The sequence below is a fragment of the Spirosoma sp. 209 genome (assembly GCF_002006735.1).
Taxonomy (GTDB): domain Bacteria; phylum Bacteroidota; class Bacteroidia; order Cytophagales; family Spirosomataceae; genus Spirosoma; species Spirosoma sordidisoli.
Window position 1 is genome coordinate 177818 of the sequence record NZ_MVEC01000003.1, and the last position, 25174, is coordinate 202991.

Here is a 25174-nt window from a genome sequence, read left to right on the forward strand (position 1 = left end):
ATTACTTGATTGAGGAAGGGAAATATTATCGTCGATTCCCGAATAGGTTGAACAAGCCTTTACGGCCTTTCAGCAAAGCAACCGGTTTATCGCGATTTTCGGAGTTGTAACGGGTAATGATGTCGACTTCAAACTGCCGAAAAAATTCAGGATCGAAGTTTGCCTGGGGCAGGTGCTCAATGACGTGCTTGATCGACTTCCCCTCCCGAATCCATTGTTGCCAGACGTCCTGCCGCTGCCGCAGGCCTAACACGTTCATGCCCGTTACGGCCTGATCGCTGACCCGGTAGTTAATCCGGATGGCTACATTCTCTGTAGCATGCTGCCAGTAGAACGACTCTTCAGGGCCGTCGTCAGGCAGGAAATTAGCCACATTCCCGTAGGTCTGGTACTCGATATCAAAGAATTTGGCCGAGTTGAAGAAGACCCCTGGCTGGTAGGGTGTGCGCGTACCCAGCAGGGTTTTGGCCACCGTTTCGCCCATAATTCGTCCTGTATACCAGATTTGCTCCAGCGGCTTCCGGCCCGCTGGTGGATGTCGGTGCTGCACACAGTCGCCGATAGCATACACATCGGGCAGGTTCGTTTCCAGGTATTCGTTTACCAGGATACCTCGGTCGGTGTCAAGGGGTGTCTCTTTCAGAAAGCCAATGTTCGGGCTGACCCCCACGGCAACGCCGACAAACTCGGCGGGTATTGTTTCGCCCGTTTTCGTGATGACGGCGTCGACCCGGCCCGCTCCATTGTCGCGCAGTTCAGCCATTTCGGTATCGATCCGCAGGTCGACATGATGGTCGCGGATGTGGCGGGTTACCATCGCCGACTCTTCGGGGGGAAGAACGCTGCTCCAGAACGTCTTTTCCCGAACCAGGAACGTAACCCGAATCCCGCGCGACAGCAGCATTTCGCACAGTTCGATGCCAATCAGTCCACCGCCTACCACCACCGCCTGCCGAATGCCCGCAGTAGAAGCTTCCATCCGATCCAGATCAGGTTTTCCATACAATCCCTGCACGCCCTGCAACTGCTGACCCGGCCAGTCGAAAAAATTGGGTTGCGACCCCACGGCCAGAATCAGGACATCATAGGTGAGCGTCTGACCGCCGGCGTACTGAATCAGTTTGTTGCTGAAATCGATGGTATCTACCCTGACCTGAAGGAGATCGATGCGATTTTTGGTCCAGAACCAGTCTTCGTAGGGTTTGGTATGCTGAAACTCCAGATGCCCCATGTACACATACATCAGTGCCGTACGGGAAAAGAAATGGGGCGTTTCGTCTGATACTACTGTAATCTGGTCATCAGTATGTTTTCGCAATTCACGGGCGGCCGTAATGCCTGATATACCGTTACCAAGAATAACGATGTGGCGCATAAAGTAAAGAGAAGACAGGCTGCAGAGTTTCGGTTGCGAAAACGTTGATTGGCAAACATACCGTAATTGCACAAAAAAAGCCACAATCCGTAGAAAGTGGCTTGCTTACTTATAGTAATCGGCAAAAAGGCAGCTAGTTCCGCTTCTCGCGGGTCATGGTAAGTGACGCACCCGTACCGCGCCGGGCCTGCATTTTATGCAGATGGGCTGCTTCCTGTTGCGAAACAAGCTGAAGAGCAGCGTATTCGGTCTTACCGGTAATCAGCGGAAAACCGGCTACCCGCTGCACCGACGAACAGGGCACGCAGGTACGGGCGGTAGGCAGCGCTTTCAGACGAGCATCCGGGATGGTAGTACCGCATTTCACACAATACATAAGGCGATCTGGTTAGTTATATAGATAACCAATCAGATGCCCGAATCGTGCAAAATTCAGGCTGAACCTACAGCATCAAACCACTGATTTACAGTATTTTGAAAATTATTTTTCAAAATACTAGTCTTCCCAGATCACGGTTTCGGTTCGGCTGAACCAGGGCTCCATATGGGGTTCGTAGTAAGACTCGATCACGTTTCGTTTAATTTTCATGGTGGGCGTCATGCGGTTGTTTTCGATAGTCCACGGGTCTTTTACCACCACCACTTTTCGAACGTGTTCGTACGCGTGCAGGCGCGGGTTGAGCTGCGACAGGGTTTGCTGAAGACTGGGTTCGACCACCTGACGACCCGCCTGACGCCCGGTCTCTGATAGTACCACCAGCGCAATGGGTTGGGGCAAATGCTGACCGCCCACACAGATCTGCTCAATGTAAGTGTTATCGGCAAATCCAAACTCGATCTGAGCCGGAGCAATGTATTCACCCTTCGGACTTTTATACATCTCCTTAACCCGACCCGTAATGCGCAGATAGCCGTCATCGTCGACCTCGCCCACATCGCCGGTAGCCAGCCACCCGTTCTTCAGAACCGCTTCGGTCAGGGCCGGTTCGCGGTAGTAGCCCCGCATCAGCCAGCCACAGCGGGTTAGCACCTCGCCCGTTCTGGAATCGATCCGGACATCGACACCCTCGTACAGTTGGCCAACGGTACCGTCTTTGACGCGGCTGACAGGCATGATCGACACAGCGCCCAGATTCTCAGTCATGCCGTAGGCTTCCTGGATGTGAATATCCAGCTTCCGGAACCAGCGGATCAGCGAAATCGGCATGGGGGCCGCGCCCGTGATGATTAGTTTGGCCTCGTTAAGGCCCAGTCCCTGGCGTATCTTTCGCTTGACGATGCTCGATAAGAAAGGAATTTTGAGCAAGGTATCGAGTTTGTGCTGTGGTAGTTTAGCCAGTACGCCCTGCTGTAGTTTCGTCCAGATACGCGGCACGGCCAGGAAATGGGTAGGGCGCGCGGCCGCCAGATTACGGGCAAAGGAATCGAGCGATTCGGTAAAGTAAACAGTACCTCCCGTTGCCAGACTGGTTGCTTCCACAATGTTCCGTTCGGCCACGTGGCACAGGGGCAGATACGAAAAGAAGCGGGTCTCAGGCAGGTCATGACCCATGCGGTAGCGCGTATGCCCAATAGCCTGACGTACCGCCCCATAATCAACCATAACCCCTTTCGGATTGCCCGTCGTGCCGGATGTATAAATGATCGTGAACAAATCGCTGTCGGCAGGTACGGGATGGCCGGGGTACGGTTGGTTCGTTGCCAGTATCTGGTCCCATTGTGCATAGTCGGGGTCCGGCGCGGAGCTGTTGGGGCGGTAATCCGGAAAAGCAATGCCGTGAACAGTCGGCGGAACACCTGGTTTGATAGCCTCCCAACTGTCTATCTTACCCACAAAAAGCACCCGGCACCCACTATGCTCGAGCACCTGTTTGAGCTGCTCAGCGGTAAGCGTTGGATAAAAAGGTACTGATACATGGCCACTTAGCAGGATGGCAATATCGGCAATGAGCCAGTGTGCGCAGTTTTTCGAAATCAGGCCGATATTACTCCGGGGTGGTAGCCCCAGCGAGTGGATATAAGTTACCAGCCGACGAGCCTGCTGACCAACCTCAGCCCAGGTAAAATCGATATAGGCATCACCCACGGGCTGGCGCAGGTACACTTTCCCGGGTTGCTGTTGTTCCCAGCGATAGAACGACTCGATCAATGTTTCGGCTCCCTGCCTTTCCGTGCTACCTGTGTTCATCTTCGTGCTTACATCTGGTGAAATGTAATTTTACACGAAAATAATTTAACAAAAAAAAGTCAGAGCGATATGTTATCACCATGCTTTACACAGCAATCATTGACGGCAGCACGGCCCCATTTCAGGTACACAAGACTGGTTATCAGCAGCAAACCTTTATATTAGTATCTCCTGACTACGTAGCCTCGTCGTACCGGTTTTCAACTTGCTGATAAAGCTACCTCACCCGGTCGTGACCGATTAGGCGGTTGGTATGGGAATTTCGGAGCAGGAGCCCAGAACAGCCACAATTACTTTTTCTGTTTTCTTTTCTTCCGCCAGTATTTTAGATCGGCGGTCAGGTTTTCCAGAAAGAACGAAGGACCCACTGAAATGTAGAAGCCGGTATAGTTGATCTGACTCGCCGGCACGTCTTTCTTCAGAATAAATCGATACCCACCCAACACGTTGAAGCCGAACCAATGCAGCGGGCGAAACCATCTGATTCGTGGAAACTGGTAGGCCGTCAGAACCCCCACGCCCAGTGGAATAAAGACACCACGCGCTACTTCTTCCTCGGTGCCCCCGTGGCGTTCGTAACGGGAATGGCCATAGCCTAACTCGAGCGGCAAACTTACCTCCAGCGCTTTTTTGCGGTAGAGATATCGTTCGTAGTAGGCCGTAGCGATGCGCAGATGCCGGGTAACCGACTCAGATGTATTGGGTAGCAGTCCGGGCCGGTTAATATCCTGGTTCACGAAATAGAACCCAAGTCCGGCTTTGAAGCTGGCCGAACGCCCTCCCGACAGCTCAGGGCGGGCGTCGTGGGGCGGAAACAGGAAGCCAGCCCGAATCCCGTATACGCTCACCGGTGTGCGTCGGCCATTTTCGTTTCGCGTGTCGCTGAAGAAGAAAAACCGCTGGTCGGTAGAGGCCGTGAAGGTAAGTGACATCGGCTTTACTGACTGCACAGACACCGTATCGGGCTGGTTGGTCCGTTTCAGATCGGTTGGTTTTCGGACGGTGACGTTGGTCTGGGCCAAACCGGTCAGGCTGGTAATAAGCCAGAGACAGACCAGCCAACCAAGCGGGTATAGGTTTACTTTATCTTTCATAACGTTCAGTGTGGACATAACTCAGCCGACGAGCAATGGTTACAAGCCAATAGGCAGAAACAAGCCCGCTGGCCTGGATGTTGCTAGCTCACAAATACCTGTCTATTCATGTTGCCAACGCCCCGACATCAGATGAACGCCCCTCCCCCCTGGACCCTTACTGGCTATGGTCTGATTCTGGTTGCCCATTTTCCGGAAGCCTTTGTTCGCCGGCATGGGTTTCTTCAACCCTACCAGCAAGTAGCCTATCGGGGCTGGTTAGGTACGGTCATGCTGGTGAACTATCAAACCTCTAACGTTGGCCCTTATGCCGAGCTGCTCTTCATACCGGGTCTGTTTCGCTTTGGAAATACAACCAGCTTTTCCATCGCCAAAATTTATGTTTCAACCGAGGAGAGCGTTGTGAATGGCCGGCTTAACTGGGGCATTCCGAAAGAGCGGGCCGACTTTGCTTTTTCAGAACCGGCCCGTGGCTATCAGCAGATCTCGGTCAGTCGCAGGGGGCAGCCGTTTCTGTCGGTACAGGCGAAAACGTGGGGGCCCCGTTTTCCGATTTCTACCGCCTTCGTGCCTGGCTTTCGGGTCGTGCAGGCGTCATTATTCGAGGCATCTGAGCCTGCGGCCAGTGGTCTGCTCTTGACGAACCCAACGGCATCGGGTTCAGCCAGACTAGCCTCGCTGACCAATGTGACTATTGATAGTACCTTTTTTCCAGATTTAAGTGCAATAAAACCGATTATTGCGCTGTCGGTAGAAAATTTCAGCATGCAGTTTCCCCATCCCAGGCAGATACGGGGCTGATTTTGTGGTTTTAATTCGAAGGCACCTGTCTAACCCCATGGATCAACGACAGGTGACATAAGTAGAACTCCTCAAAGCTCACCCTTTAAGACAAAAGTCAACATCTAAAACGTGCATCAGAAACCATACGCTGCCTACAGCGCCGAGGAGTTTGCCCTCGACGACCTGTTTGTCCGGTGGGTACAACACCCCGACGACGAAGAGGTAGTGGCGTACTGGGAGCAGTGGTTGCGTAATAACCCCGCCTGTTCAGAAACAGTTGATACGGCGCGCATCCTGGTCGAGACCGGTAGTCGTCCGATGCTTCCCTCACTCACGTCCGATGAGATTTCGACGGTTTGGGGACGCATCCGCGAATCGCTCGAAACGATGGAAGACGTTCGTCCGCTGCAACCCGATGTACGGGCCGTGGTTGGCTGGTGGTACTTTTTCCGGACCGTAGCCGCCACGCTGGGTCTAATCCTGCTAGTAGGCTGGGCGCTCTGGATGCAGTACGGCCCCGAGCAATCAGTACAGGTAGTACGAACAAATGGTGGCCAGACACGCAGTGTCCGGCTACCCGACAACTCAACGGTTACATTACATCCGAACAGCGTAGTTCGGTTTGCCCGCTGCTGGCACGACGAATCGCCGAGGGCGGTCTGGCTGCAGGGGGAAGCTGACTTCGCGGTTGTTCACAGACCTGATACCAGTTCGTCGAGACTGTTTCGGGTACATACAGCCGACCTGACCATCGAGGCTGTTGGTACCACGTTTCGTGTACGGCAACGGCCCAAAGGCACCCGTGTGGCGCTCCAGTCCGGCCAGGTTAATCTGCTGATCAGTCAACAACAATCTATTCGCCTGCAACCCGGCGATTCTGTTGAGGTTGCCGGAGGGTCGATTCAACCCTTACCCTGAGTTATATAATTTGTTGTCCTAAACCTGTCTAAACCTGTTCGTTTATGAAGTTAACAACTACCCAATTTATTGGGTTGTCGTGGCGTCCTGTTGCGATGCTAACGGCACTTACGTTGTTGGGTCAGCCTGCTTTCAGCGCCCCCCCTACTCATCGCTCTGTTCTTGTCGATCCGGCTCAGGAACGCGTCATTACCGGTCGCGTACTCTCGACCGATGACAACAACCCTTTACCCGGTGTCAACGTTGCCGTGAAGGGAACCAACCGCGGTACCACTACCGATGCCGAAGGCAACTACCGCATTGGGGTTCCCGCAGGCGGAACCGTACTGGTCTTTTCATCAGTGGGCTTTATCAGTCAGGAAGTTACGATTGGCAATCAGGCAACCATCAATCTAAGCTTGAAAACCGACGACCGCTCCCTGAACGAGGTCGTTGTTGTGGGGTATGGTACGCAGAAAAAGAGCCAGTTGACGGGTGCTATCTCGTCGGTATCGGCAAAAGAAATCGCTGAATTACCCATCACCAACGCGCGGCAGGCCTTACAGGGCCGGGCAGCGGGGGTTGACGTTATTCAGAACGGGAGCAAGCCGGGAGCCGGCGTAACCGTCCGGATTCGGGCCCGTCGTTCCATCAACGCCAGTAACGACCCCCTGTATGTACTGGACGGGATTCCGCTGGCCGGGAACATTGACGACGTTAACCCGAACGACATTGCGGGTATGGAGGTCCTTAAAGATGCGTCGGCTACGGCTATCTACGGATCGCGGGGCGCCAACGGCGTAGTTATCGTAACGACCAAACGCGGCAAACCAGGCGGTACCGTCGTGGCTTATGACGGCTACTATGGCACATCCACTTCGCTCGGCACCATCGACGTAATGGATGGCCCCCAGTTTGCTGAGTATAAGCGGGAGTCACGCCGGGCGGTCAATGCCTATACGACCGATGCAGCCCTGTTTGAGCCCATCGAGCTGGACGGCATCGCTAAAAACCGGACAACCGATTATCAATCCTATTTACTGCGTCAGGGCAGCATCCAAAGCCACAACGTTTCGGTGCTGGGTGGCTCCGAAAAAACCCAGTTTGGCCTGTCGGTCGGGTATTTCAACGAAAAAGGGATTATCTACAATCAGGACTTTACCCGGTATAACTTCCGGCTGGCCATTGACCACCAGATCAGTAAGAAAATCAGGGTGGGACTTACGTCGCTGGGCGCTTATGGCCTGCAGAATGGCGAAAACTTCAACCCCTACGGCGGAGCCCTCCAGGAAAACCCGCTCGGCAAACCGTATGATGACAACGGCAACCTGATTTTCCTGCCCACCTCAGACGGACTTCGGACGAACCCGATTGCCGAGATTATTCCGGGCGCCCAGATCGATCTGGTTAAACGAATCCGGATGTTCAACAGCCTGTATGGCGAGTGGAATATCATCGATGGCCTGAAATACCGGGTCAACTTCGGCCCTGACTTCACCAACCGGCGGGTTGGCCGCTTTGTCGGTAGCCAGACAAACGCCCGGCGCGGTGGCGACCCAACCGGCTTTACAGGCTATAACTACCAGTTCAACTACACGCTCGAAAACATCCTGTCGTACCAGAAAACCCTGGCCGACGTACACAACCTGAACATTACGGCGCTTCACTCGCTGCAGCGCGACGACGTGGAAGAAGGGACGATGAGCGTAACGGGTATTCCGGCCGAGACCCAGCAGTACTTTAACCTCGGTCAGGCCACCATCATTAACGGGATCGGGACCAACCTGACCCAGTGGACGCTGAACTCGTACATGGGTCGTATCAACTACGACTACAACGACAAGTACCTGCTCACGCTTACCGCCCGGGCCGACGGATCGAGCCGTTTCGGTGTCAACAACAAATACGGCTTTTTCCCCTCGGCAGCGGTTGGCTGGAACCTCAGCAACGAATCGTTCCTGAAAAGCAGTACCTGGGTCGATCTGCTGAAACTGCGGGTTAGCTACGGCTCAACCGGCAACACGGCCATTAACCCATACCAGACCCAGACGCTGCTTACCCGTACTACCTATGCGTTTGGCAGTACACCGGCCTATGGCTACCGTCCCAACAGCATTGGCAACCCGGATCTGAAATGGGAAACGACCACCACCGGTAACATCGGTCTCGACTTCAGCTTATACCGGGGTCGCGTGTCGGGTACGATCGAAGTATACCGGGCCAACACCCGCGATCTGCTGCTGTCTGACCAGCTTCCGTTTACCAGCGGCTACGGCAGCGTACTCCGCAACGTGGGTAAAACCCGTACCGAAGGGGTAGAAGTAACCCTCTCGACGGTCAACGTCAGCACAGCCGGCGGTTTCCGCTGGACAACCGACATCCAGTGGGCCCGCAACCGGGAATCCATTGTCGAACTCTTCAATGGAAAGGTCGACGACATTGGTAACGCCCGTTTTATTGGTCAGCCCCTGACGGCCTACTTCGACTACAAGAAGATCGGTATCTGGCAGCTCGGCGAAGAATCGGCCGCAGCCAGCTTCGGTCGTAAGGTGGGTGAAATCAAAGTAGAAGATAACAACGGCCGGGCCGCCGATGGTACGCTGACGGGCAAACCCGATGGCAAAATCAACGCCGACGACCGGGTCATTATCGGGTCGCAGGTACCTGAGTTTACCGCGGGTATGACCAACCGGTTCAGCTTTAAAGGCTTCGACCTGTCGTTCTTCCTGTTTGCGCGGGTCGGCAGCACCATCCGCAGCGGCTTCCATACGTCGTTCAACTCGCTGGCCGGTCGGTACAACAACCTCGATGTCGACTACTGGACGCCCAACAACCCAACCAACGAGTTTCCACGGCCCAACCAGTCGCAGGAAGCACCCGTATTCCAGTCAACGCTGCAGTACTTCAGCGGCAGCTTCCTGAAAGTCCGGAATATCAACATCGGCTACAACATTCCCGAGTCGGTTACCAAACGGCTGCGGATGAGTAGCCTGCGGGTATTTGCGTCGGCTCAGCAGCCGTTCATCTTCTCGGAATACCGGTCTAAATACAAAGGCATTGATAACGAGTCATTCGATTCGGTCAACGAAAGCCAGACGCCAGCCGTCAAGCAATTCACGTTCGGAGTCAACGCCAAATTCTAACTGCAACCTATCCATGAAAAAGTCATATCTATTGGTGAGTGCCTTGACAGCGGGCTTACTCTTCAGCACAACCTCCTGCAAAGACGTACTGGAAGAGGTACCTGTTTCGCAGGTAGGCGCTCAGTACATCAACAGCGCAGCCGGGTTCGAAGCCGCGGGCCGCGCAGCCTATTCAACCCTGCGCAACTTCTACGGTCGCGAGATCGGGATGAACCTGACTGTATTCGGCACCGACACCTATACGATGGGGGCCGATGGGAGTTACAAGTTCATGAACCAGTACCTGTCGCAGTTTGACGGGCGGGTCGACCTCATGCGCGACCTCTGGAACAACTTCTACGTGGGCATCAACACGATGAATATTGTCATCGATAATGCCGCTACGGTTACCGGTCTGGATGCGAACCTGGTCAAGCGCCGGGTCGCCGAGATGAAGTTTCTGCGGGCTCACCATTATTTCGTGCTGGTACAGACCTTCGGCGGTGTTGCCTTAACAACGAAAGGCAATCTGGAGCCAACTAAAGTGTTCACCCGGGCTTCGGTCAAAGATGTGTATGCTTTAATCACCAGCGATCTGGAATCAGCCATACCGGATCTGGGTACACCGACTTCAGACTACGGCCGGGCTACCAAAGGCGCGGCCGAGCATCTGCTGGCCCGTGTCTATCTGACCAAAGCGACCTCAGAAGCCGCTGCCGCCGACGACTACGCCAAGGCAGCTACCTACGCCACGAACGTCATCAAAAATTACAATTACGCGTTGTTGCCTGATTTCGCAAGCGTATTTGCTCAGGGGGGCGGTGAGATCAACAGCGAGGTTATTTTCGCTACCCAGTACACGTCTGATGCATTAACTAACATTGGCGTAGCCGGTGGCAGCCCTATTGATGGCAACAACCCGAACCAGGTTCAGGGTAACCAGACTCACCTGTATTTCGGTATGGAATACGATACGCAGGCGGGTATGCAACGCGACGTGCTGGGTGGCCGTCCTTTCAAACGTTACCGCCCAACGACGTACATGCTCGAAACGGTTTTTGCCCAGGCAAACCGGGTCAATGATTCGCGCTACAAAAAGACGTTTAAGGATACCTGGCTCAGCAACCGCCCTGGCACCTACACCAACATGTTCGACGATTCAAAAACGTCGGCCACCTTTGCCGCTGGCGACACCACGATTTTCATTCCGGGTTTCGAGATGTCGAAAGCGGATCGGGCCAAGCGTAAATACCAGGTGCTGGTGCCGAGCAACTACCGCCCCAACCTGTTCCCAACCCTTCAGAAGTTCCTGGACCCCCTCCGCCCCGACCGGACGTACGAGGCCGGTAGCCGCGACTTCCTGATGTTCCGACTGGCTGAAACCTACCTGATTCTGGGCGAGGCACAGTTCAGACTGGGTAAGCTCACCGAAGCAGCCGAAGCCATCAACGTAGTCCGTCGGCGGGCAGCCTGGCCAGGTCGGCAAACTCAGATGGAAATTACCCCCGCTCAGCTGAGTATCGATTTCATCCTCGATGAGCGCGACCGCGAGCTGGCCGGCGAAATGTTCCGCTGGTTCGATCTGAAACGGACGGGTAAACTGATTGAACGCGTAAAAGCCCACAACCCCGATGGCGGTCCGAACATTAAGGATTTCCACGTACTGCGGCCTATTCCGCAGGATCAGATCGACCGTACCACCAACGGGGCTACTGCCTTCCCGCAAAACCCAGGCTACTAATCGCGTTGGACCATAAGTAGTAAAAGCACCGGAACCCATTCGTTTCGGTGCTTTTTGCTTCTATCCCCGCCGGAATAAGTAGAAAAATGGCATTGGCGTCTTACACAGATGCATGGGCGTACAGCATGCTCTGTTTAACCATCAGTATTCGGTTCAGCCTATACTGATTATTCCTAACTCTTATCACTATGAATGAAACTGTAAATAGACGACAGTTTCTGAAAACCACTGGTATTTCGGCTCTGGCTCTCACAGCCGGAGCCGATTTTTTGCTGGCTCAGTCAGCAAAAAAGTCTGGTTTGCAGATCGCTTATTCAGCCATCACCTGGGGCGGCAACGACGCCCAGGCCATTGCCGACCTGGCCGCTCTTGGCTACCGGGGTGTTCAGTTGCGAGCCAATACCTTTGGTCCCTACAAAGCCAAACCGTCAGAACTGAAAGCGTTACTGGATCAGCATAAACTGAAGCTGGCCATGTTCTCGAGCGGTAACGTAGAGATCGATCCCGCCAAAGAACAGAGTACGATCGATATGCACGTGGCTCACGCCAGCTTCGTGAAAGCCCTAGGCGGATCGGCCATTCAGCTCACCAACAGTGTTCGGCCCAAAGATCGGCTTCCAACTACCGACGAGCTGAAACGGCTGGCGGCCGTCATGAATGAGATCGGCAAACAGACTGCCGATATGGGTGTACAGGCGGCCTACCATAATCACATGAATCAGCTCGGCGAAACGCCGGAAGAAGTTGATGTCATTGTGCAGGCCATGAATCCCAAATACTGCAAGCTGCTGCTCGACATTGCCCACTACAAACAGGGCGGTGGACAACCCGAACAGGCCGTGAAGCAGTACAAGGACCTGCTGTATGCGCTGCACCTGAAAGATACCATGTCGCCCCTGCCGGATAAGCCCGACAATCCTAAAGCTTACAAGTTCGTTGAGCTGGGCCGGGGGAACGTCAACGTGCCCGCCGTATTCAGTGCTCTCGACGAGATCAACTTCAAAGGCTGGGGCATCATCGAACTGGATGGCGTTCCAGAAAAAGACAAATCAGCGGCCCAGTGTGCCCAGATCAATAAAGACTACATTACCAAAACGCTTAAACACAACCTGTAAGCCAGTGCACCGGGGTTTACCTCTGGCGCCCGGACGTTAATCTGAACACGTATGAAACACCTTCTTGTAGCCGGCATCCTGTCGCTGAGTCTGATAGCTGCCGAAAAACCCCAAAGCCCCAATACCCTAACCGATAAAGAACGGAAAGAAGGCTGGAAGCTGCTTTTCGACGGTAAAACGACAACCGGCTGGCGCGGAGCCTACAAAGACAAGTTTCCGGATAAAGGCTGGTCCGTACAGGATGGTATGCTAAGTATTCAGAAATCAGACGGATCAGAGTCGCAAAGCTTTGGCGACATTGTTACGACCGGCGAGTACGGCGATTTCGATCTGACTTTCGATTTTAAACTCACCGACGGAGCTAACAGTGGCCTCAAATACTTCGTGGTTGAGCAGCAGCCGAAACCCAAAGGATCGGCTTTCGGTCTGGAGTTCCAGGTTCTTGATGACGACAAACACCCCGACGCCAAGATGGGTCGCGATGGTAACCGAACAATCGGTTCGCTCTACGACCTGATCACAGCCACCGGAAAAAAAGCCAACCCCATTGGCGAATGGAACACGGGCCGGGTGGTGTCAAAAGGGCAGCACGTTGAACACTGGCTGAACGGCAAAAAAGTGGTCGAATACGAGCGGGGCAGCGAAAAATTCCGGGAGCTGGTTGCGATGAGCAAATACAAAGCCCCCGAGTACAACGCCAACGGCCGGTTTGGCGAGGCCCCTAAAGGTCACATCCTGCTTCAGGACCATGGCGACCAGGTATCGTACCGCAACATCAAGATAAAGACCCTCTAAGACCGGGCACCTCACCCGAACAGGAGATCAGCCTTTTGCCACAATTCTGAGCATCAGCCAAGTAAAGCACCTGCCAGTCATGACTTTGTCTGAATAACGTCAGGCGAGTAACAGGCTGATGATGAAGTAACGGCATACAGCTTATTTTATAAACCAGAGATACTACGTCACTATGGAAAATCGTCGCGATTTTATTAAAAAAACGGCCGTGGCCGGCCTGGGCCTTGCGCTGCCGACGGCCAGCTTCTCGGCCAGCAGTTACGCTCGTATTCTGGGCGCAAACGACCGGGTTCGGGTAGGGATCATCGGTTTCTCGGACCGGTTCCGGCAATCGCTGGCGCCGTCGTTCATGAACCACGCCAAAGACATGAATTTTGCGTTTGTGGGCGTTTCGGACATCTGGAGCCGCCGTCGCGATGAAGCCGAATCATTTCTGAAAGGCAAGGGCTGGAACGACAGCGCCTTCTTCAAAGCCCGCAACAACGACGAGCTCCTGGATCGAAAAGACGTGGATGCGGTCATCATCAGCACTGCCGACTTCCAGCACGCGCTCCATTGCGTCGATGCCGTAGAATCTGGCCGGGATGTGTACGTCGAAAAGCCGTTTGCCGAATCGCTGGAAGATGCCCGCAAGGCCTTGAAAGCGGTTGAAAAGTCGAAGAAAATCGTACAGGTCGGTTCGCAGCGCCGGTCGGCTCCCAACTACCATGCCGCCAATGATTTTATTCGGTCTGGTAAATTTGGCGATATCAGCATGGTAGAGATGACCTGGAACGTAAACCAGCCTGGTCGGTGGCGCCGGGCCAAACTGGTTTCCGAAATCCGGAAAGAAGATACCGACTGGACCCGCTTCCTGCTCAACCGCCCCAAAGTAGACTGGGATCCGCGCAAATACCTCGAGTACCGCCTGTTCTACCCATACTCGTCTGGCATTCCGGGTCAGTGGATGTCGCACCAGATCGATACCGTTCACTGGTTCAGCGGTCTCGAACATCCGCGCTCGGTAGTCGCCAACGGGGGTGTGTATGTCTGGAAAGACGGTCGGGTAAACCCCGATACGTTTACGGCCGTGTTCGATTACGGTCCGGACAACGACAAAGCCAAAGGGTTTCAGGTGCTGTATTCATCGCGGATGCACAACGAAGCAGGTGGCACGAAAGAATATTACTACTCGAACGGCGGCATGATCAACCTCGACACCAACAAGATTACCTCGGAGGGTGGTTTGCAGGCAGGTCCGGCCAAAGAGATGGGAATGGAGCCAAACCTCCTGGCTACTACGGAGCTCAAATCGATGGGCCAGATGGCAACTGGTGCCAATACCGGAGCCGACCCCATGACGTCGCTGCACATGCGCAACTGGATGGAATGCGTACGGAGCCGTAAAGAGCCCAATGCGCCCGCCAAAGCAGGCTTTAACCACTCCATTGCCAATATCATGGCAACCATGGCGCTGCATACCGGTAAGCGTGTCACCTGGGATGCTACCAAACAGGATGTTGTAGTCAGCTAACCGACGGCTTACTCTATAAAAAAGCCGGGCCGTTGATGCGTAATAGCGTCAACGGCCCGGCCTTTTTTATGTCTGCTCAGGACAATCCTATTGCTTGACTACCTTAAGCACGACGGTCTGCTGACCGGCGGACAACCGCAGCAGGTACAGACCCGCGGGCCGACTACCCAGCCGCACCCGTTCCAGCTGATCAGCAGTGGTAACAGGTACCGAGGAGTCGACAAGGGCATTACCAGCCAGATCGGTCAGCACGATTCCGACGGTTTTACCCATCGCCCCGCTGATACGAACTGTAAACTCCTCGCCTACCGGATTCGGCAGCAGCGTAGCCGTCAGGGTGGTACCGGGTTCAGCCGCGGCCGCTAACCGACCATTTGGGTTGGTAAACGTTAGCGTAAACGAGGTGCGTACTGACTGACCAGCGCCATCGATGGCCGTTACCGTAATCACGCGCTGATCGGGCTGGCTGACGGTTCCCACGATGGTCTGGTTGAGGTACATCAGTCCACGGGGCAGGTCACTTACATCGATGCCCGCCACGGGGCCGGAGAACGTACCGGCCGGGATCGCAAAACTGAAGGGCTGGCCAACCGTACCGGTCTGATTGGGGATCGACTGCGCTACCGCCAGGCTTCCGCTGTTGCTACCCTGATTCGGGCTGGTAAACGTAAGCAGGAACGTTGTCTGCACCTGATTCCCCTGTCCATCAACAGCCGTTACGGTAATATACCGCTGGTCGGGCTGACTAACGGTACCATCGAACAAGCGGGTATCGCTGTAGTAAAACAGCCCGCGGGGCAGATCGCTTACATCAATAGCAGTAACCGGCCCGGAGAAGGTACCCGCCGGAATAGCGAAACGGAAGAACTGACCAACGGTACCGGTCTGATCAGGTATGGTCTGCGCTACGGCCAGACTTCCCTGAGCGCCCGTCGAGAACGTAAGCAGGAAACCGCTTCTTACGGTGTTGCCCTGGCCATCCGACGCCGTTACGTTTATGTACCGCTGGTCGGGCTGGCTAACCACCCCACTGATTGTCCGGGTGCTGCTTGTATACATCAGCCCACGGGGCAGATCGCTTACATCTACCGAAGCAACGGAACCGGAGAAGGCGTCGGCGGGAATCGTGAAGCTGAACGACTGCCCTACCAGAGCGGCCTGATTAGGAATCGGTTTATTCACCGCCAGTGCCCCATTTCCCGGGGTAGGCCCGGCCGCCGACTGAATCGTAAACACGAGCGTCAGGCTGTTGGCCCCGTTTTGCGGGTCTGTGGCCGTAATGGTTGCGGTGAAGCTACCCGCCTGGGTTGGAATGCCGCTGATCAGCCGCAGGTCAGGCGGGGTCTGGCTCAGACCGGCGGGCAAACCAGCCGCGCTCAGGGTCAACGGCTGACTTTCCGGATCGGAGAAGGTGCCATCGGGCAGCTTATAGCTGAAAAACTGGCCTACTGTACCCGTCTGGGCAGGTAATGTCAGGTTTACGGCAGGCGGCAGATTCGCTCCCTGCGTACGGCAATAAGCCCCGAAATCGAATTCGTACGTAACCTCGGCGCCACTCTGACGAGCCCGGAGCAGAATGGTGGTGCCGCTGTTGGGATCCGAGCGTTTCTCGGCATCGATCGTGCCGTTCGGGTTCGTTGTCCAGGTCGGGGTAATGCCCAGTCCGAAAAACTCGATGGGCGTACCATCGCCCCCGCTGGTTCGGAAGGTAATGCCCCCCGTCTGACAGTTGTAGAGCGGCATCGTAAGAGTCAGTGGCGTAGCAACCGGAGCCAGGTTGAAACGGGCAACGCTAGGGTCGTGATCGCTGTCCTGATCGTTGAACTCCGAGTTGATATGCACCACATCCATGCGGTCGAGCCGATTGCCGGTCAGGTTGTTACTAACCAGAATGTGGTCAATGGCCTGCGCGTTGCCTTCAAAATTATAGGTATAGCGTTCGTTGGCTGGCAAGGTCTCGATCAGCGCAGTTAGCGGAGCGGCCTTCAGGATATTGAGCGGACTGGCAAATTCAAAATCGTTCAGGTCACCAGCTACAATGACGTTGGCACTGGCATCGACGGCCAGAATAGCCTGCACGAAATCGCGTATCACCGTGGCCTGTTGATTGCGCTGGGTCTCACTACTCAATACGGGAGGCTGCACATTTCCGAACAGCGGATTGTCGCCCCCTTTCGATACCAGGTGGTTACCAATCACGAACACGGTCTGTCCGTTGAAGAGGAACTCACCAGCCAGCGGCTTCCGGCTTGCGCTGTTGGCGCCCCCCCCATCGAAGGCTGGGTTCGTGGGCTCAACCCGCCCCGGGCTGAACGACAGTTGTGGCTTTCCGCCAACGTTGTTCACGGTCGTGGCGCTGGTCGATGTGCCTCCCGGACGATCGACGAACGTAACCCGGGCCGGATTGAACAGAAAACCTACCCGAATATTGCCTCCCGGCTCTCCGCCATCCTGGTTGTTCACGGGGTTAATCTGTCGGTATTCGTAGGTGGGCCCACCAGCCGTAGTGATGGCATTGATCAGCAGGCCAAACGTCGTTGACGCATCTACAACCCCGTTATTCGTTGGGCCGCTGTTATCCTGAATCTCTTCCAGCAGCAGAATGTCCGGTGAGCGCAGATTGGTAACGATTCGACCCGCAATGGCCGAGAACGTAGCATCGCCCGGGTCCAGGTTCTCTACGTTGAAGGTGCCAAACGTCAGTTGACCGGTCGTACCGGTCAGATCAGTCACCTCTTTGGTCAGCGGGTTAGAGACCACCACCGGCAGGGATGTAGCCAGCACCTCGTAATTACCAGCCGCATAGTTGACAATCCCGGTAATCGTGTTGAACAAGGCGCCGGTGTTGACCACAGGCGTGACAAAACTATTGTTGGGCGGGTTCAGCAGGTTGTCGTCAATCTGGATGCGCTCCGGGTTGAAGTCAGCAGCGCTGATGACGATACCTCCCCGTGCTGATCGGCCGGTTACGTTAGCGCCATTATCGGCCAGCACCCATACTTCACCCTGGGCTGCCCCACTGGTGACTGTAGGACTGGCTGCAACCGGGTTGTTGATCTGTACCCGCATCCCTTCCAGACTCTCGTAGAAATCAATACCGTCGGTGGCGGGGTCGAAACTGCTGAAATTGTCGTCTTCGATGATGGTAGTCGGAATAGCCCGACCGCCGGCACCCACTATCGTTGCGGCTGGCAGCGTTTGACCTTCCGACAGCTCAGTTACCGTAGGGCTGGTAATCTGCGTAATGGTTAGGTTAGTGCCCGTGCCAAACTCGCCAACGACCCCGCTTACCTGCACGCCGTCACCAACCAAAATGGTAGAAGCCGGCGCCGTACCACTGCCCGTAAAAACGAATATCCCTTCTGACGTCCGGTCATCAGCGTCCGGCTCGGGATCCTGCATGTAAAACCCGTTCGACGCACGCGCCGTTACGATGCCGGTTACATTGGTAACCGTTTGTCCGAACAGGGGGGATCGATGTGAGGTACCCTGTATGGTCCGGATTCGGGTTACGGGCGCACTTTCATTATCAGTAATAACAACCGTTGCCAGGTTGTCAGGACTGGCCCCAACGGCATAGCTGGTCGAACTGGCCAGCGTCAGGGCAGCCGTCTCGGCGCCTTCCGAATCGGAGTCGTCAACGGGCGTTATGGTGATATCGGCAGAAGCTGCCCCAGCGGCAATGGTAATGGTGCCACTCAGAGTCGGGGTGTAGTCGGTGCCATTGATAGCAGTGCCTCCCACCGTATAAGTTACCGTCAGCGGATCCGTTGTAGCACCCGTACGGGAGAAACGAAACGTGCCGGGATCAGAACCGGCTTCCGCAGCGCTGGCGTCAATGGCAGCCAGGGTTACCGTTGGCAGGGCTACCCCACCGCCGGTCGACGCCGTTACCGTCAGATCATCAATGGCCAGACCGTGATCATTGCCTGTATCGTTCGCATCTGTCCAGCGAAGTAAAATTTGCTGACCAGCCTCAACGGGCGTTGCGAAGGTGATGGTTTGGGTCAGCGTTGTCCGATTGGCGGCCAAATTACCATCCAAAGCACTAGCCGCAACGCCTGATATGGGACTTATAAAATCAAGTGCGTCTACAGGAGTACCCGTTGAACTAAGCGTGGGCGAAGGCCCGACAATGTAGGCAAATGTTAACCGCTGAGGACCTGCGGGTGGATTGCCTCCCCCAACGCGCCACTGCTCGCCCGTGTAGGTGATGTTTAACGAGGTAATAGCGGTACCGGTGTTATTGGAAAAAACGACGCCGAAAACCGATTGCAGCGTTCCCGAAGCCAGCGCCCCCAACGCACGATCAGCATTGCCGGTTGAACCGTAGCTATACGTATCGCCCGTGTTTCCAGTGCCCGCATCGGCAGCATACTGTTCGTTATCACGGCCTCCTCCTCCGCTCTCCTGCAACAAAAACCCGGCAGGCAAATCCGCATTGGTAGTGCCACTGGTGGCCAGCCCGTTAAAATTCTGGGTGTAGGTCAGGTTGCCCGCCGACAAAGACACCTGAGCCCGGGAGTCGGCTGGCCTGAGCAGCGCCAGCACAAACAACCCGCCCACCATCGTTGATGAGAGTAGTTTGTAGATTTTATACATATTGTTTTGGGTAGAATAAACAACCAGGGTACGCTGGTCAGTTACAAAGGTATGCCGGAGGTCAGGACCTATCCGTTAATAAATCTTTACGTTTATAGTTTATGTATAGATTCTTAGCAGGTGGAACGCTGGTGTAATTTATCCTTTCAATAGTCCGGCCCCAATCTGGCAGCTGAGGCATTTCTTCTGGGTGCAGAACTCATTGTACAATTCTATACCCGCCTGCGAGTCGAAAGCTGTCTGAATGCCCATACCCAGTTTGTTCCAGCCTTCGGTCAGTCGGTTGTGTTCAGCGGGGAGCTGCTCCAGCAAAGCGATGGCCCGATCGAGATAGGCGGGTTGGCCCCGGTGATGAGCATAGGCAGCCAATAGTGGCACAACCGTATTAATAACAATATTACGACCCAGCGCCGGGGATCCCCTGTCGGTAGCTTTCCCGAACCGGTAATGTGTCTGCCAGTAGTCGGAGGGCGTAACCTGTAATGCCTGAAGGATTAGTTCAACATCGGTAGTTGCCACAAACAGCGAAAACAGACTCGCGTGCCGGGTAAGCAGCCGGGCCAGCTGAGCCAGCCGAAGCGTAGGAAAACTGGCCGGTCGCAGGCGGCCCCACTTCCAGGCGTGAGCCATCACCTGTAGCCCGGTCAGTTGGTATTTGGCGGCCAGAAACCGGTATTCCCGCTGCAACATGCCGCCGTACTCATCAGGATCGGTTAATTCATCGAGCAGGCCGGCGGCTCCAAACAACATGGCTTCGGCCTGAATAACCTTATCCCGATGCTTAAGAATAGCTTTCAGGGGGACAGCCCGGCTGAGCTGCTCCATCGGCTCCGCATTCAGCTTAAACCCCATGTTTACGGCCAGCATCCGATACGCCGTTTCTTCCCAGTCCGATCCTGTCTGGTCAAATATGGCCTGAACGGTGGCGGCTTTGCGCTCAAGCCGTTGCAGCATGGCTTTATCCAGCATCGACGTTATCCGCAGCGGCTGCACCGACCGAAACTGAGCAGCACAGGGAATTGGCGCAGCGGAATCGTGAAGCTGCCCGAACCGATCGATCAGCGCCCGGTCGGTGAGGGGTTCAAGAACCAGTGTCGGAAGGGGTGTGCCATCGGTGCGCTCGACCCGGCGACTGCTGGCCGGCTGATCATCCTGCCAGACAACATGCAGTATGACATTGTCGTAAGCGCGGTCGTGCTGATGCCGATGGGCCAGCCAGTCGGTGGTTCGGGTGTGCATCTCAACGGTGCCTCCCCATTCCTGTCCACCTATGAGCAGCCGCGCATTAATGAAATCGGGACCAGCCCCGTGGTTTCTGAAACCCGGATGCAGCACCTCAACCTGCTCACCATCGGTCGTGACGAGCAGGCTGGGGTTTATGTACTGATATTGCCAAAGGAAATACAGAAACGATTCGGGCACGATAGCTGGCTACTGACAAAAAAGTCAGTTACTGCAAATATACACAAACCTGAAATTAGCTCACTACCCTTAACGTATTGCCTGTAAATGACGGGCCATTTCCTGTTGCAGACTCACGGCTTCGGCCCGCGCCCGCCTGGCAAAGTCGGTACCGCCGGATGCGTACAGGATACTACGTGAGGCATTGACAAGCAGTCCGCCGTCGGTTGTCAGCCCATAGCGCGATACATCTTCCAGCGACCCTCCCTGCGCCCCTACCCCCGGCACGAGCAGAAAATTTTTGGGAGCCAGCTGCCGGATACGCCCTAACTCAGCGGCCTGGGTGGCGCCCACGACAAACATGATCCGGTCAGGGCCTGCCCAGCTGTTGGCGGTTTCTATAACGGCTTCGAACAGTTCCTGCTCGCCCAGGCTTTGCCGCTGAAAATCAGCACTCCCCGGATTAGACGTCAGAGCCAGCAAAATGACCCATTTTCCTTCGTAGTCGAGAAAAGGCGTTACGGAATCGTGGCCCATATAGGGCGCTACGGTAATGGAGTCGAAATGGAGCCCGGCGGCTGCAGGGTCAAAAAACGCCCGCGCATACAGGCCCGACGTATTGCCAATATCGCCCCGTTTGGCATCGGCAATGGTGAAGCAGTTGGCCGGGATATAATCGAGCGTTTTCTGCAGACTTTCCCAGCCCCGGGGGCCCTGTGCTTCGTAAAAAGCAATGTTGGGTTTATAGGCCACCGCGAGGTCGGCCGTGGCATCTATGATGGCCCGATTAAACGCAAAAACCGGATCGGGTTCTGTCAGCAGGTGATGAGGCAGCTTCTTGAGGTCAGTATCGAGGCCGACGCATAGGTAAGATTGCTTCTGTGCAATCTGTTCGCTTAACTCCTGGTAGGTCATTCTGATAAAAAAGCCATAGACTAAATAGCTTCCGCCCAAAAGTACGAACTACCAGTCCGGTTTCATACATTTGTAGAAGTCTCCTGTATTCGTATCTACCAAATCTCCTATGCAAGTTCGGCAAACGGCCATTGAGGGCCTGATAGAACTGATTCCACGCGTTTTTGACGATGAGCGTGGTTATTTCTTCGAATCATACAACAAGCCTATGTTTGCATCGCTGGGCTTACCCATGGACTTCGTTCAGGACAACCAGTCGTTTTCTGTGAAGGGGGTACTGCGTGGTCTGCACATGCAGAACGAGCCATTTGCTCAGGGAAAACTGGTTCGTGTCATTACCGGTCAGGTGCTTGACGTAGCCGTTGACCTCCGCCCCGATTCGCCTACGTTTGGCCAGTACGAAACGTTTCTGCTGGATGCGCGTCTGGCTAACATGGCTTACATTCCGGAAGGATTTGCCCACGGATTTGTGGCCCTCGAAGACAGCATTTTCAGCTACAAATGCACGAATGTCTACAACAAAGGGGCCGAATCGGGGATTCGCTGGGACGATCCCGATCTGAATATCGACTGGGGTGTCAGCAATCCTATCGTTTCCGAAAAAGATCAGGAATTAAAGTTGCTGCGGGAGGTTTTCCCGAACGTAGTGGTCTAGAACAGGAGGCACGGTATGCACCGTGCCTCTTTTATTTTTCATACATTTCTTCCATCACTTTCCGCCCTACTTTACGCGCCGACAGCGGGTTCTGGCCCGTTACCAGTCGTTCGTCTACCTCAATGTAGGGCAGAAATGGAATGATGCTTTTGCTATAAAGCGCGTTTTTCTGGCGCAGCGCATCTTCAAGTAGAAACGGCACCTCTTCATCGAGCCGAACGAGTTTTTCTTCCATGTTGGAGAAGCCGGTTATCTGCCGGTTATTCACCAGCAAAGACCCATCGGATAACTGCACGTTCAGGAGGCCGCATACGCCGTGGCAAACGGCGGCTACCATCCCCCCGTTTTCGTAGATATCCCGGGTAATTTCCAGCAACCGCGGGTTGTTCGGAAAATCCCACATGGTCCCGTGCCCACCCGTCAAGTACAGAATCTGATAGTTGGCCGGTTCTACGTCGTCGAGCCGGATCGAATTGTCGAGTTTATCCCTGAATACAGGGTTACTGTACCATTTTTCGTTGACGGTATCGCGCCGGTCCATACTTTTCTCATCGATCGGTACAGGACCGCCCAGAGGACTGGCTATGTCGTAGGGCAGGTTACGGTCAGCCAGCTCATCATAAAAGTGAGTGGCCTCGCTAAGCCATAATCCTGTTTTGTGCGGTTTGGTCGGATAATCGGTGTGATTGGTACACACGATCAGCGCGCGATAGATAGGGTCCATAGAGGGGCGGGTCTCGGTTATCGGTAGGCGGTAAAGTTAAGCGTGTTACATGAATCCAGCACAGGCTGTCTAAAAACTGGCAGGTCTGCTATATCTTCCGCGTCGCTACAGGCCCCAGTTCCAGATTTAACACGCCCCGCGGACAAACGGCGGAGCAGATGCCGCACCCTACGCAGGACGAGCGCACTATATCCTGACCGCGCTGGGCATAGGCCCGCACGTCGATTCCCATTTCACAATAAGCCGAGCAATTGCCGCAGGATATACACTGACCACCGTTGGTCGTAATACGAAACCGGGACTTAAACCGCTGTACCAGACCCAGATAGGCCGCCAGCGGACAACCAAACCGGCACCATACGCGGTTGCCCATCAGCGGGTAGAAACCGGTCCCAACAACCCCGGCAAACAGAGAGCCGATGTAAAAACCATAGGCCGAGCGCACGGAATAACTATCCAGAAAGCCCAGTATGGCAGGCTGTCCGGTAAAATAGGTATACAGCACCAGCAGGGTCATGCCGACTGCAAATACCAGCACACTATGCACAATTACCCGCTCCGCCTTCCAGGCTTTCAGGCTCTTGTCTGACAGATGGCGGTAGGGATCTCCCAGTGTCTCGGCCAGGCCGCCACAACCACACACCCACGAGCAGTACCAGCGCTTACCCAGGAAATACGTCAGTACAGGCACCGCCACCAGGGCCAGCACAATACCCCAGACCAGCATAAAGATGCCAAGTGAGCCGGCCTGTAGCTTTTCATTGATACGATAGTCGAAGAAAAAGGTATAGTCGAGAGGCCATATATTCTTCAGATCCTGATAAGGCTGGTTGAGCCGCTGCATGATTTCAGGGATCAGAAAGGCAAAGCTTACCTGAAAAAACATGACCGATACCGTGCGTAACTGCTGATAGCGGCTGTGCCGGTAGTTGACCAGCATGCGCACTCCCATGACCAGAATAACGAGGGTGTACAGAAACCCGTACAGAAACCACCGACTGGCCGCACCAGCGTTCAGGGCGCGACTAATAGGATCGACCAGTAGCACCCAGTTGGTCAGGTATTCAGGGTAAAAGTAAAGCGCTATGTAGAAACCAATCAGAAAAACGCCCACGCTGATCCCGATCCAGCCCCGGTCAGTAGCCGGGTGCCGGTATTGTCGGTTGTTGTCGATGCCGGGGAGCCGTTTCAGCCCCGTCAGCGCATAAACCAGCCCGCCGAGGGTAGCCAGCCCCAGACTCAGCCAGAACCAAAGCCAGACCTTACCGTCGTGTAATACCCCCAGCGAGGCATTTTTTGTTATGTCGAAAACGTAGTCGTCGTAAATGACTTTATCCCACGCCTTCTGCGCCCTTACCTCCTCATTGTACGCGTTGACAGCTCCCCGAAAGTCGCTGATAAAGGACCAGTTGTTGGTATATACTTTGTTGGCCATGAACGCGGTCCGCTGGCGCAGGATGTCGCGGTGCTCAGGTTTTACTGACGCATCGAGTATAGAATCCGTGAGCTGGAACTGGCTCAGGGTCAATGTAAAAATCCAGAGGGCAAATCCGGTCAGGAAAAGGGATAACCCCAGCCATTTGATGCGTGTCATGGTTGAGCAGATTTCAGACCTGAAAGTTACTGTAATTGTGCAATGCTTTTTGTATCCGGCCAATTGAGTTTTTATCCAGACGAATTAAACCTTTTTTGTACTATACCACTCTAATCATCGGCTAAACGACCATTTGACAGATTAAAATTTTACAATAGCAGGACTTAACCAACTATTAACTCAATAGGATCAGTATATTTGTTCAAACCGTAATGTACATATTCCATGAAAACCATCACCTATGAGTCGCTCCGGGCCGAGCATGCCTGGATGATCGTTTCAGATCAGCTTCAGCAGCGTAATAACATGCTGGCCAAAAGCATTTCTTACATGGAGCGCGACCCGGCCGAGCTGCCAATGGCCAGCCGGCTCATGATTCTGCGCTATCACCTCAAAATGAGTTTGCGGCAACTGACTCACGAGGCCCGTCAGACTAGCCGGTCGACCCAGGAAGTAGCTCAGCTGCATCAGCAATGGCTGCATGTTCACCAGTTATTCTTTCTGCTCCGACAGATCGATCGTGAGCTGAACCGGGCTACCGGCGAGAACGATACCTTACGCAACTGGATGCATCAGCTTGAAGGCCGCGTGTATCGATCAGCCCTTGTCCATCTGAATTAATACGTACCAGCCACAAAAAAGCGATACACCATGTATGGA

18 protein-coding genes are annotated in these 25174 nt (G+C 54.6%); 9 read left to right on the plus strand and 9 right to left on the minus strand.

The annotated features are described in order from the left end of the window. Positions 1-25: 25 nt before the first annotated feature. The 4 genes from B1C80_RS06455 to B1C80_RS06470 all read right to left on the minus strand — a co-directional run bounded on the left by B1C80_RS06455 (position 26) and on the right by B1C80_RS06470 (position 4657). Positions 26-1375: an NAD(P)/FAD-dependent oxidoreductase gene (locus B1C80_RS06455; protein WP_077920250.1), complete on the minus strand. Its 1350-nt coding sequence runs from the start codon at positions 1373-1375 to the stop codon at positions 26-28. Between the two features lie 133 nt (positions 1376-1508). Beyond that, the gene (locus tag B1C80_RS06460; protein ID WP_077920251.1) at positions 1509-1751 is read right to left on the minus strand and encodes a TraR/DksA C4-type zinc finger protein; all 243 of its coding nucleotides are present in this window, start codon (positions 1749-1751) and stop codon (positions 1509-1511) included. A 120-nt stretch (positions 1752-1871) separates the two neighbouring features. Then, complete coding sequence (locus B1C80_RS06465) at positions 1872-3563, minus strand: AMP-binding protein (RefSeq protein ID WP_077920252.1); 1692 nt, start codon at positions 3561-3563, stop codon at positions 1872-1874. A gap of 290 nt (positions 3564-3853) precedes the next feature. Continuing rightward, positions 3854-4657, minus strand: a complete 804-nt coding sequence (locus B1C80_RS06470) for a hypothetical protein (protein WP_236648657.1) — start codon at positions 4655-4657, stop codon at positions 3854-3856. A 132-nt stretch (positions 4658-4789) separates the two neighbouring features. Here B1C80_RS06470 and B1C80_RS06475 point away from each other — a divergent pair, with 132 nt between their 5' ends. The 7 genes from B1C80_RS06475 to B1C80_RS06505 all read left to right on the plus strand — a co-directional run bounded on the left by B1C80_RS06475 (position 4790) and on the right by B1C80_RS06505 (position 14623). Next, positions 4790-5458: an acetoacetate decarboxylase family protein gene (locus tag B1C80_RS06475; RefSeq protein ID WP_161492720.1), complete on the plus strand. Its 669-nt coding sequence runs from the start codon at positions 4790-4792 to the stop codon at positions 5456-5458. A gap of 111 nt (positions 5459-5569) precedes the next feature. Beyond that, positions 5570-6358: a FecR family protein gene (locus B1C80_RS06480; RefSeq protein WP_077920254.1), complete on the plus strand. Its 789-nt coding sequence runs from the start codon at positions 5570-5572 to the stop codon at positions 6356-6358. A 44-nt stretch (positions 6359-6402) separates the two neighbouring features. Continuing rightward, the gene (locus B1C80_RS06485) at positions 6403-9480 is read left to right on the plus strand and encodes a TonB-dependent receptor (RefSeq protein WP_077920255.1); all 3078 of its coding nucleotides are present in this window, start codon (positions 6403-6405) and stop codon (positions 9478-9480) included. Positions 9481-9493: 13 nt separating this feature from the next. Continuing rightward, positions 9494-11200, plus strand: a complete 1707-nt coding sequence (locus tag B1C80_RS06490) for a RagB/SusD family nutrient uptake outer membrane protein (protein WP_077920256.1) — start codon at positions 9494-9496, stop codon at positions 11198-11200. A 188-nt stretch (positions 11201-11388) separates the two neighbouring features. Further along, a complete protein-coding gene (locus B1C80_RS06495; protein WP_077920257.1) occupies positions 11389-12315 on the plus strand; it encodes a sugar phosphate isomerase/epimerase in 927 nt (308 codons plus the stop codon). Positions 12316-12366: 51 nt separating this feature from the next. Next, on the plus strand, positions 12367-13110 hold the full coding sequence (locus B1C80_RS06500; protein ID WP_077920258.1) for a DUF1080 domain-containing protein: 744 nt from the start codon (positions 12367-12369) through the stop codon (positions 13108-13110). Positions 13111-13282: 172 nt separating this feature from the next. Continuing rightward, positions 13283-14623, plus strand: coding sequence for a Gfo/Idh/MocA family protein (locus tag B1C80_RS06505; RefSeq protein WP_077920259.1), 1341 nt, complete (start codon positions 13283-13285; stop codon positions 14621-14623). A gap of 87 nt (positions 14624-14710) precedes the next feature. On the opposite strand, the gene B1C80_RS06510 is transcribed toward B1C80_RS06505, so the two are convergent. From B1C80_RS06510 to pyrF, 3 genes are all read right to left on the minus strand, one after another. Beyond that, positions 14711-19225, minus strand: a complete 4515-nt coding sequence (locus B1C80_RS06510) for a putative Ig domain-containing protein (RefSeq protein ID WP_077920260.1) — start codon at positions 19223-19225, stop codon at positions 14711-14713. 138 nt (positions 19226-19363) lie between these two features. Then, positions 19364-20647 carry a DUF2851 family protein gene (locus B1C80_RS06515; protein ID WP_077920261.1) on the minus strand — a complete coding sequence of 428 codons (1284 nt, stop codon included), beginning with the start codon at positions 20645-20647 and terminating at the stop codon, positions 19364-19366. Between the two features lie 69 nt (positions 20648-20716). Next, positions 20717-21541, minus strand: a complete 825-nt coding sequence (gene pyrF / locus B1C80_RS06520) for an orotidine-5'-phosphate decarboxylase (protein ID WP_077920262.1) — start codon at positions 21539-21541, stop codon at positions 20717-20719. 109 nt (positions 21542-21650) lie between these two features. On the opposite strand from pyrF, the gene rfbC reads away from it, so the two are divergent. Continuing rightward, positions 21651-22196, plus strand: a complete 546-nt coding sequence (rfbC, locus tag B1C80_RS06525; protein ID WP_077920263.1) for a dTDP-4-dehydrorhamnose 3,5-epimerase — start codon at positions 21651-21653, stop codon at positions 22194-22196. Between the two features lie 31 nt (positions 22197-22227). On the opposite strand, the gene B1C80_RS06530 is transcribed toward rfbC, so the two are convergent. Both B1C80_RS06530 and B1C80_RS06535 read right to left on the minus strand, forming a co-directional pair. Beyond that, positions 22228-22920 (minus strand): type 1 glutamine amidotransferase domain-containing protein, encoded by a 693-nt coding sequence (locus tag B1C80_RS06530; protein WP_077920264.1) that lies wholly within the window; start codon positions 22918-22920, stop codon positions 22228-22230. 88 nt (positions 22921-23008) lie between these two features. Then, a complete protein-coding gene (locus B1C80_RS06535; RefSeq protein ID WP_077920265.1) occupies positions 23009-24514 on the minus strand; it encodes a 4Fe-4S binding protein in 1506 nt (501 codons plus the stop codon). Positions 24515-24739: 225 nt separating this feature from the next. On the opposite strand from B1C80_RS06535, the gene B1C80_RS06540 reads away from it, so the two are divergent. After that, a complete protein-coding gene (locus tag B1C80_RS06540) occupies positions 24740-25135 on the plus strand; it encodes a hypothetical protein (RefSeq protein ID WP_077920266.1) in 396 nt (131 codons plus the stop codon). The last annotated feature ends 39 nt before the right edge of the window (positions 25136-25174 follow it).

Bases quoted from the DNA above. Each gene is read 5' to 3' on its own strand.
- B1C80_RS06485 (WP_077920255.1), top strand. From the start codon at position 6,403: ATGAAGTTAACAACTACCCAATTTATTGGGTTGTCGTGGCGTCCTGTT.
- B1C80_RS06460 (WP_077920251.1), bottom strand. From the start codon at position 1,751: ATGTATTGTGTGAAATGCGGTACTACCATCCCGGATGCTCGTCTGAAA.
- B1C80_RS06505 (WP_077920259.1), top strand. From the start codon at position 13,283: ATGGAAAATCGTCGCGATTTTATTAAAAAAACGGCCGTGGCCGGCCTG.
- B1C80_RS06510 (WP_077920260.1), bottom strand. From the start codon at position 19,225: ATGTATAAAATCTACAAACTACTCTCATCAACGATGGTGGGCGGGTTG.
- B1C80_RS06530 (WP_077920264.1), bottom strand. From the start codon at position 22,920: ATGGACCCTATCTATCGCGCGCTGATCGTGTGTACCAATCACACCGAT.
- B1C80_RS06535 (WP_077920265.1), bottom strand. From the start codon at position 24,514: ATGACACGCATCAAATGGCTGGGGTTATCCCTTTTCCTGACCGGATTT.
- B1C80_RS06455 (WP_077920250.1), bottom strand. From the start codon at position 1,375: ATGCGCCACATCGTTATTCTTGGTAACGGTATATCAGGCATTACGGCC.
- B1C80_RS06465 (WP_077920252.1), bottom strand. From the start codon at position 3,563: ATGAACACAGGTAGCACGGAAAGGCAGGGAGCCGAAACATTGATCGAG.
- rfbC (WP_077920263.1), top strand. From the start codon at position 21,651: ATGCAAGTTCGGCAAACGGCCATTGAGGGCCTGATAGAACTGATTCCA.
- pyrF (WP_077920262.1), bottom strand. From the start codon at position 21,541: ATGACCTACCAGGAGTTAAGCGAACAGATTGCACAGAAGCAATCTTAC.
- B1C80_RS06470 (WP_236648657.1), bottom strand. From the start codon at position 4,657: ATGAAAGATAAAGTAAACCTATACCCGCTTGGTTGGCTGGTCTGTCTC.
- B1C80_RS06495 (WP_077920257.1), top strand. From the start codon at position 11,389: ATGAATGAAACTGTAAATAGACGACAGTTTCTGAAAACCACTGGTATT.
- B1C80_RS06500 (WP_077920258.1), top strand. From the start codon at position 12,367: ATGAAACACCTTCTTGTAGCCGGCATCCTGTCGCTGAGTCTGATAGCT.
- B1C80_RS06475 (WP_161492720.1), top strand. From the start codon at position 4,790: ATGAACGCCCCTCCCCCCTGGACCCTTACTGGCTATGGTCTGATTCTG.
- B1C80_RS06540 (WP_077920266.1), top strand. From the start codon at position 24,740: ATGAAAACCATCACCTATGAGTCGCTCCGGGCCGAGCATGCCTGGATG.
- B1C80_RS06490 (WP_077920256.1), top strand. From the start codon at position 9,494: ATGAAAAAGTCATATCTATTGGTGAGTGCCTTGACAGCGGGCTTACTC.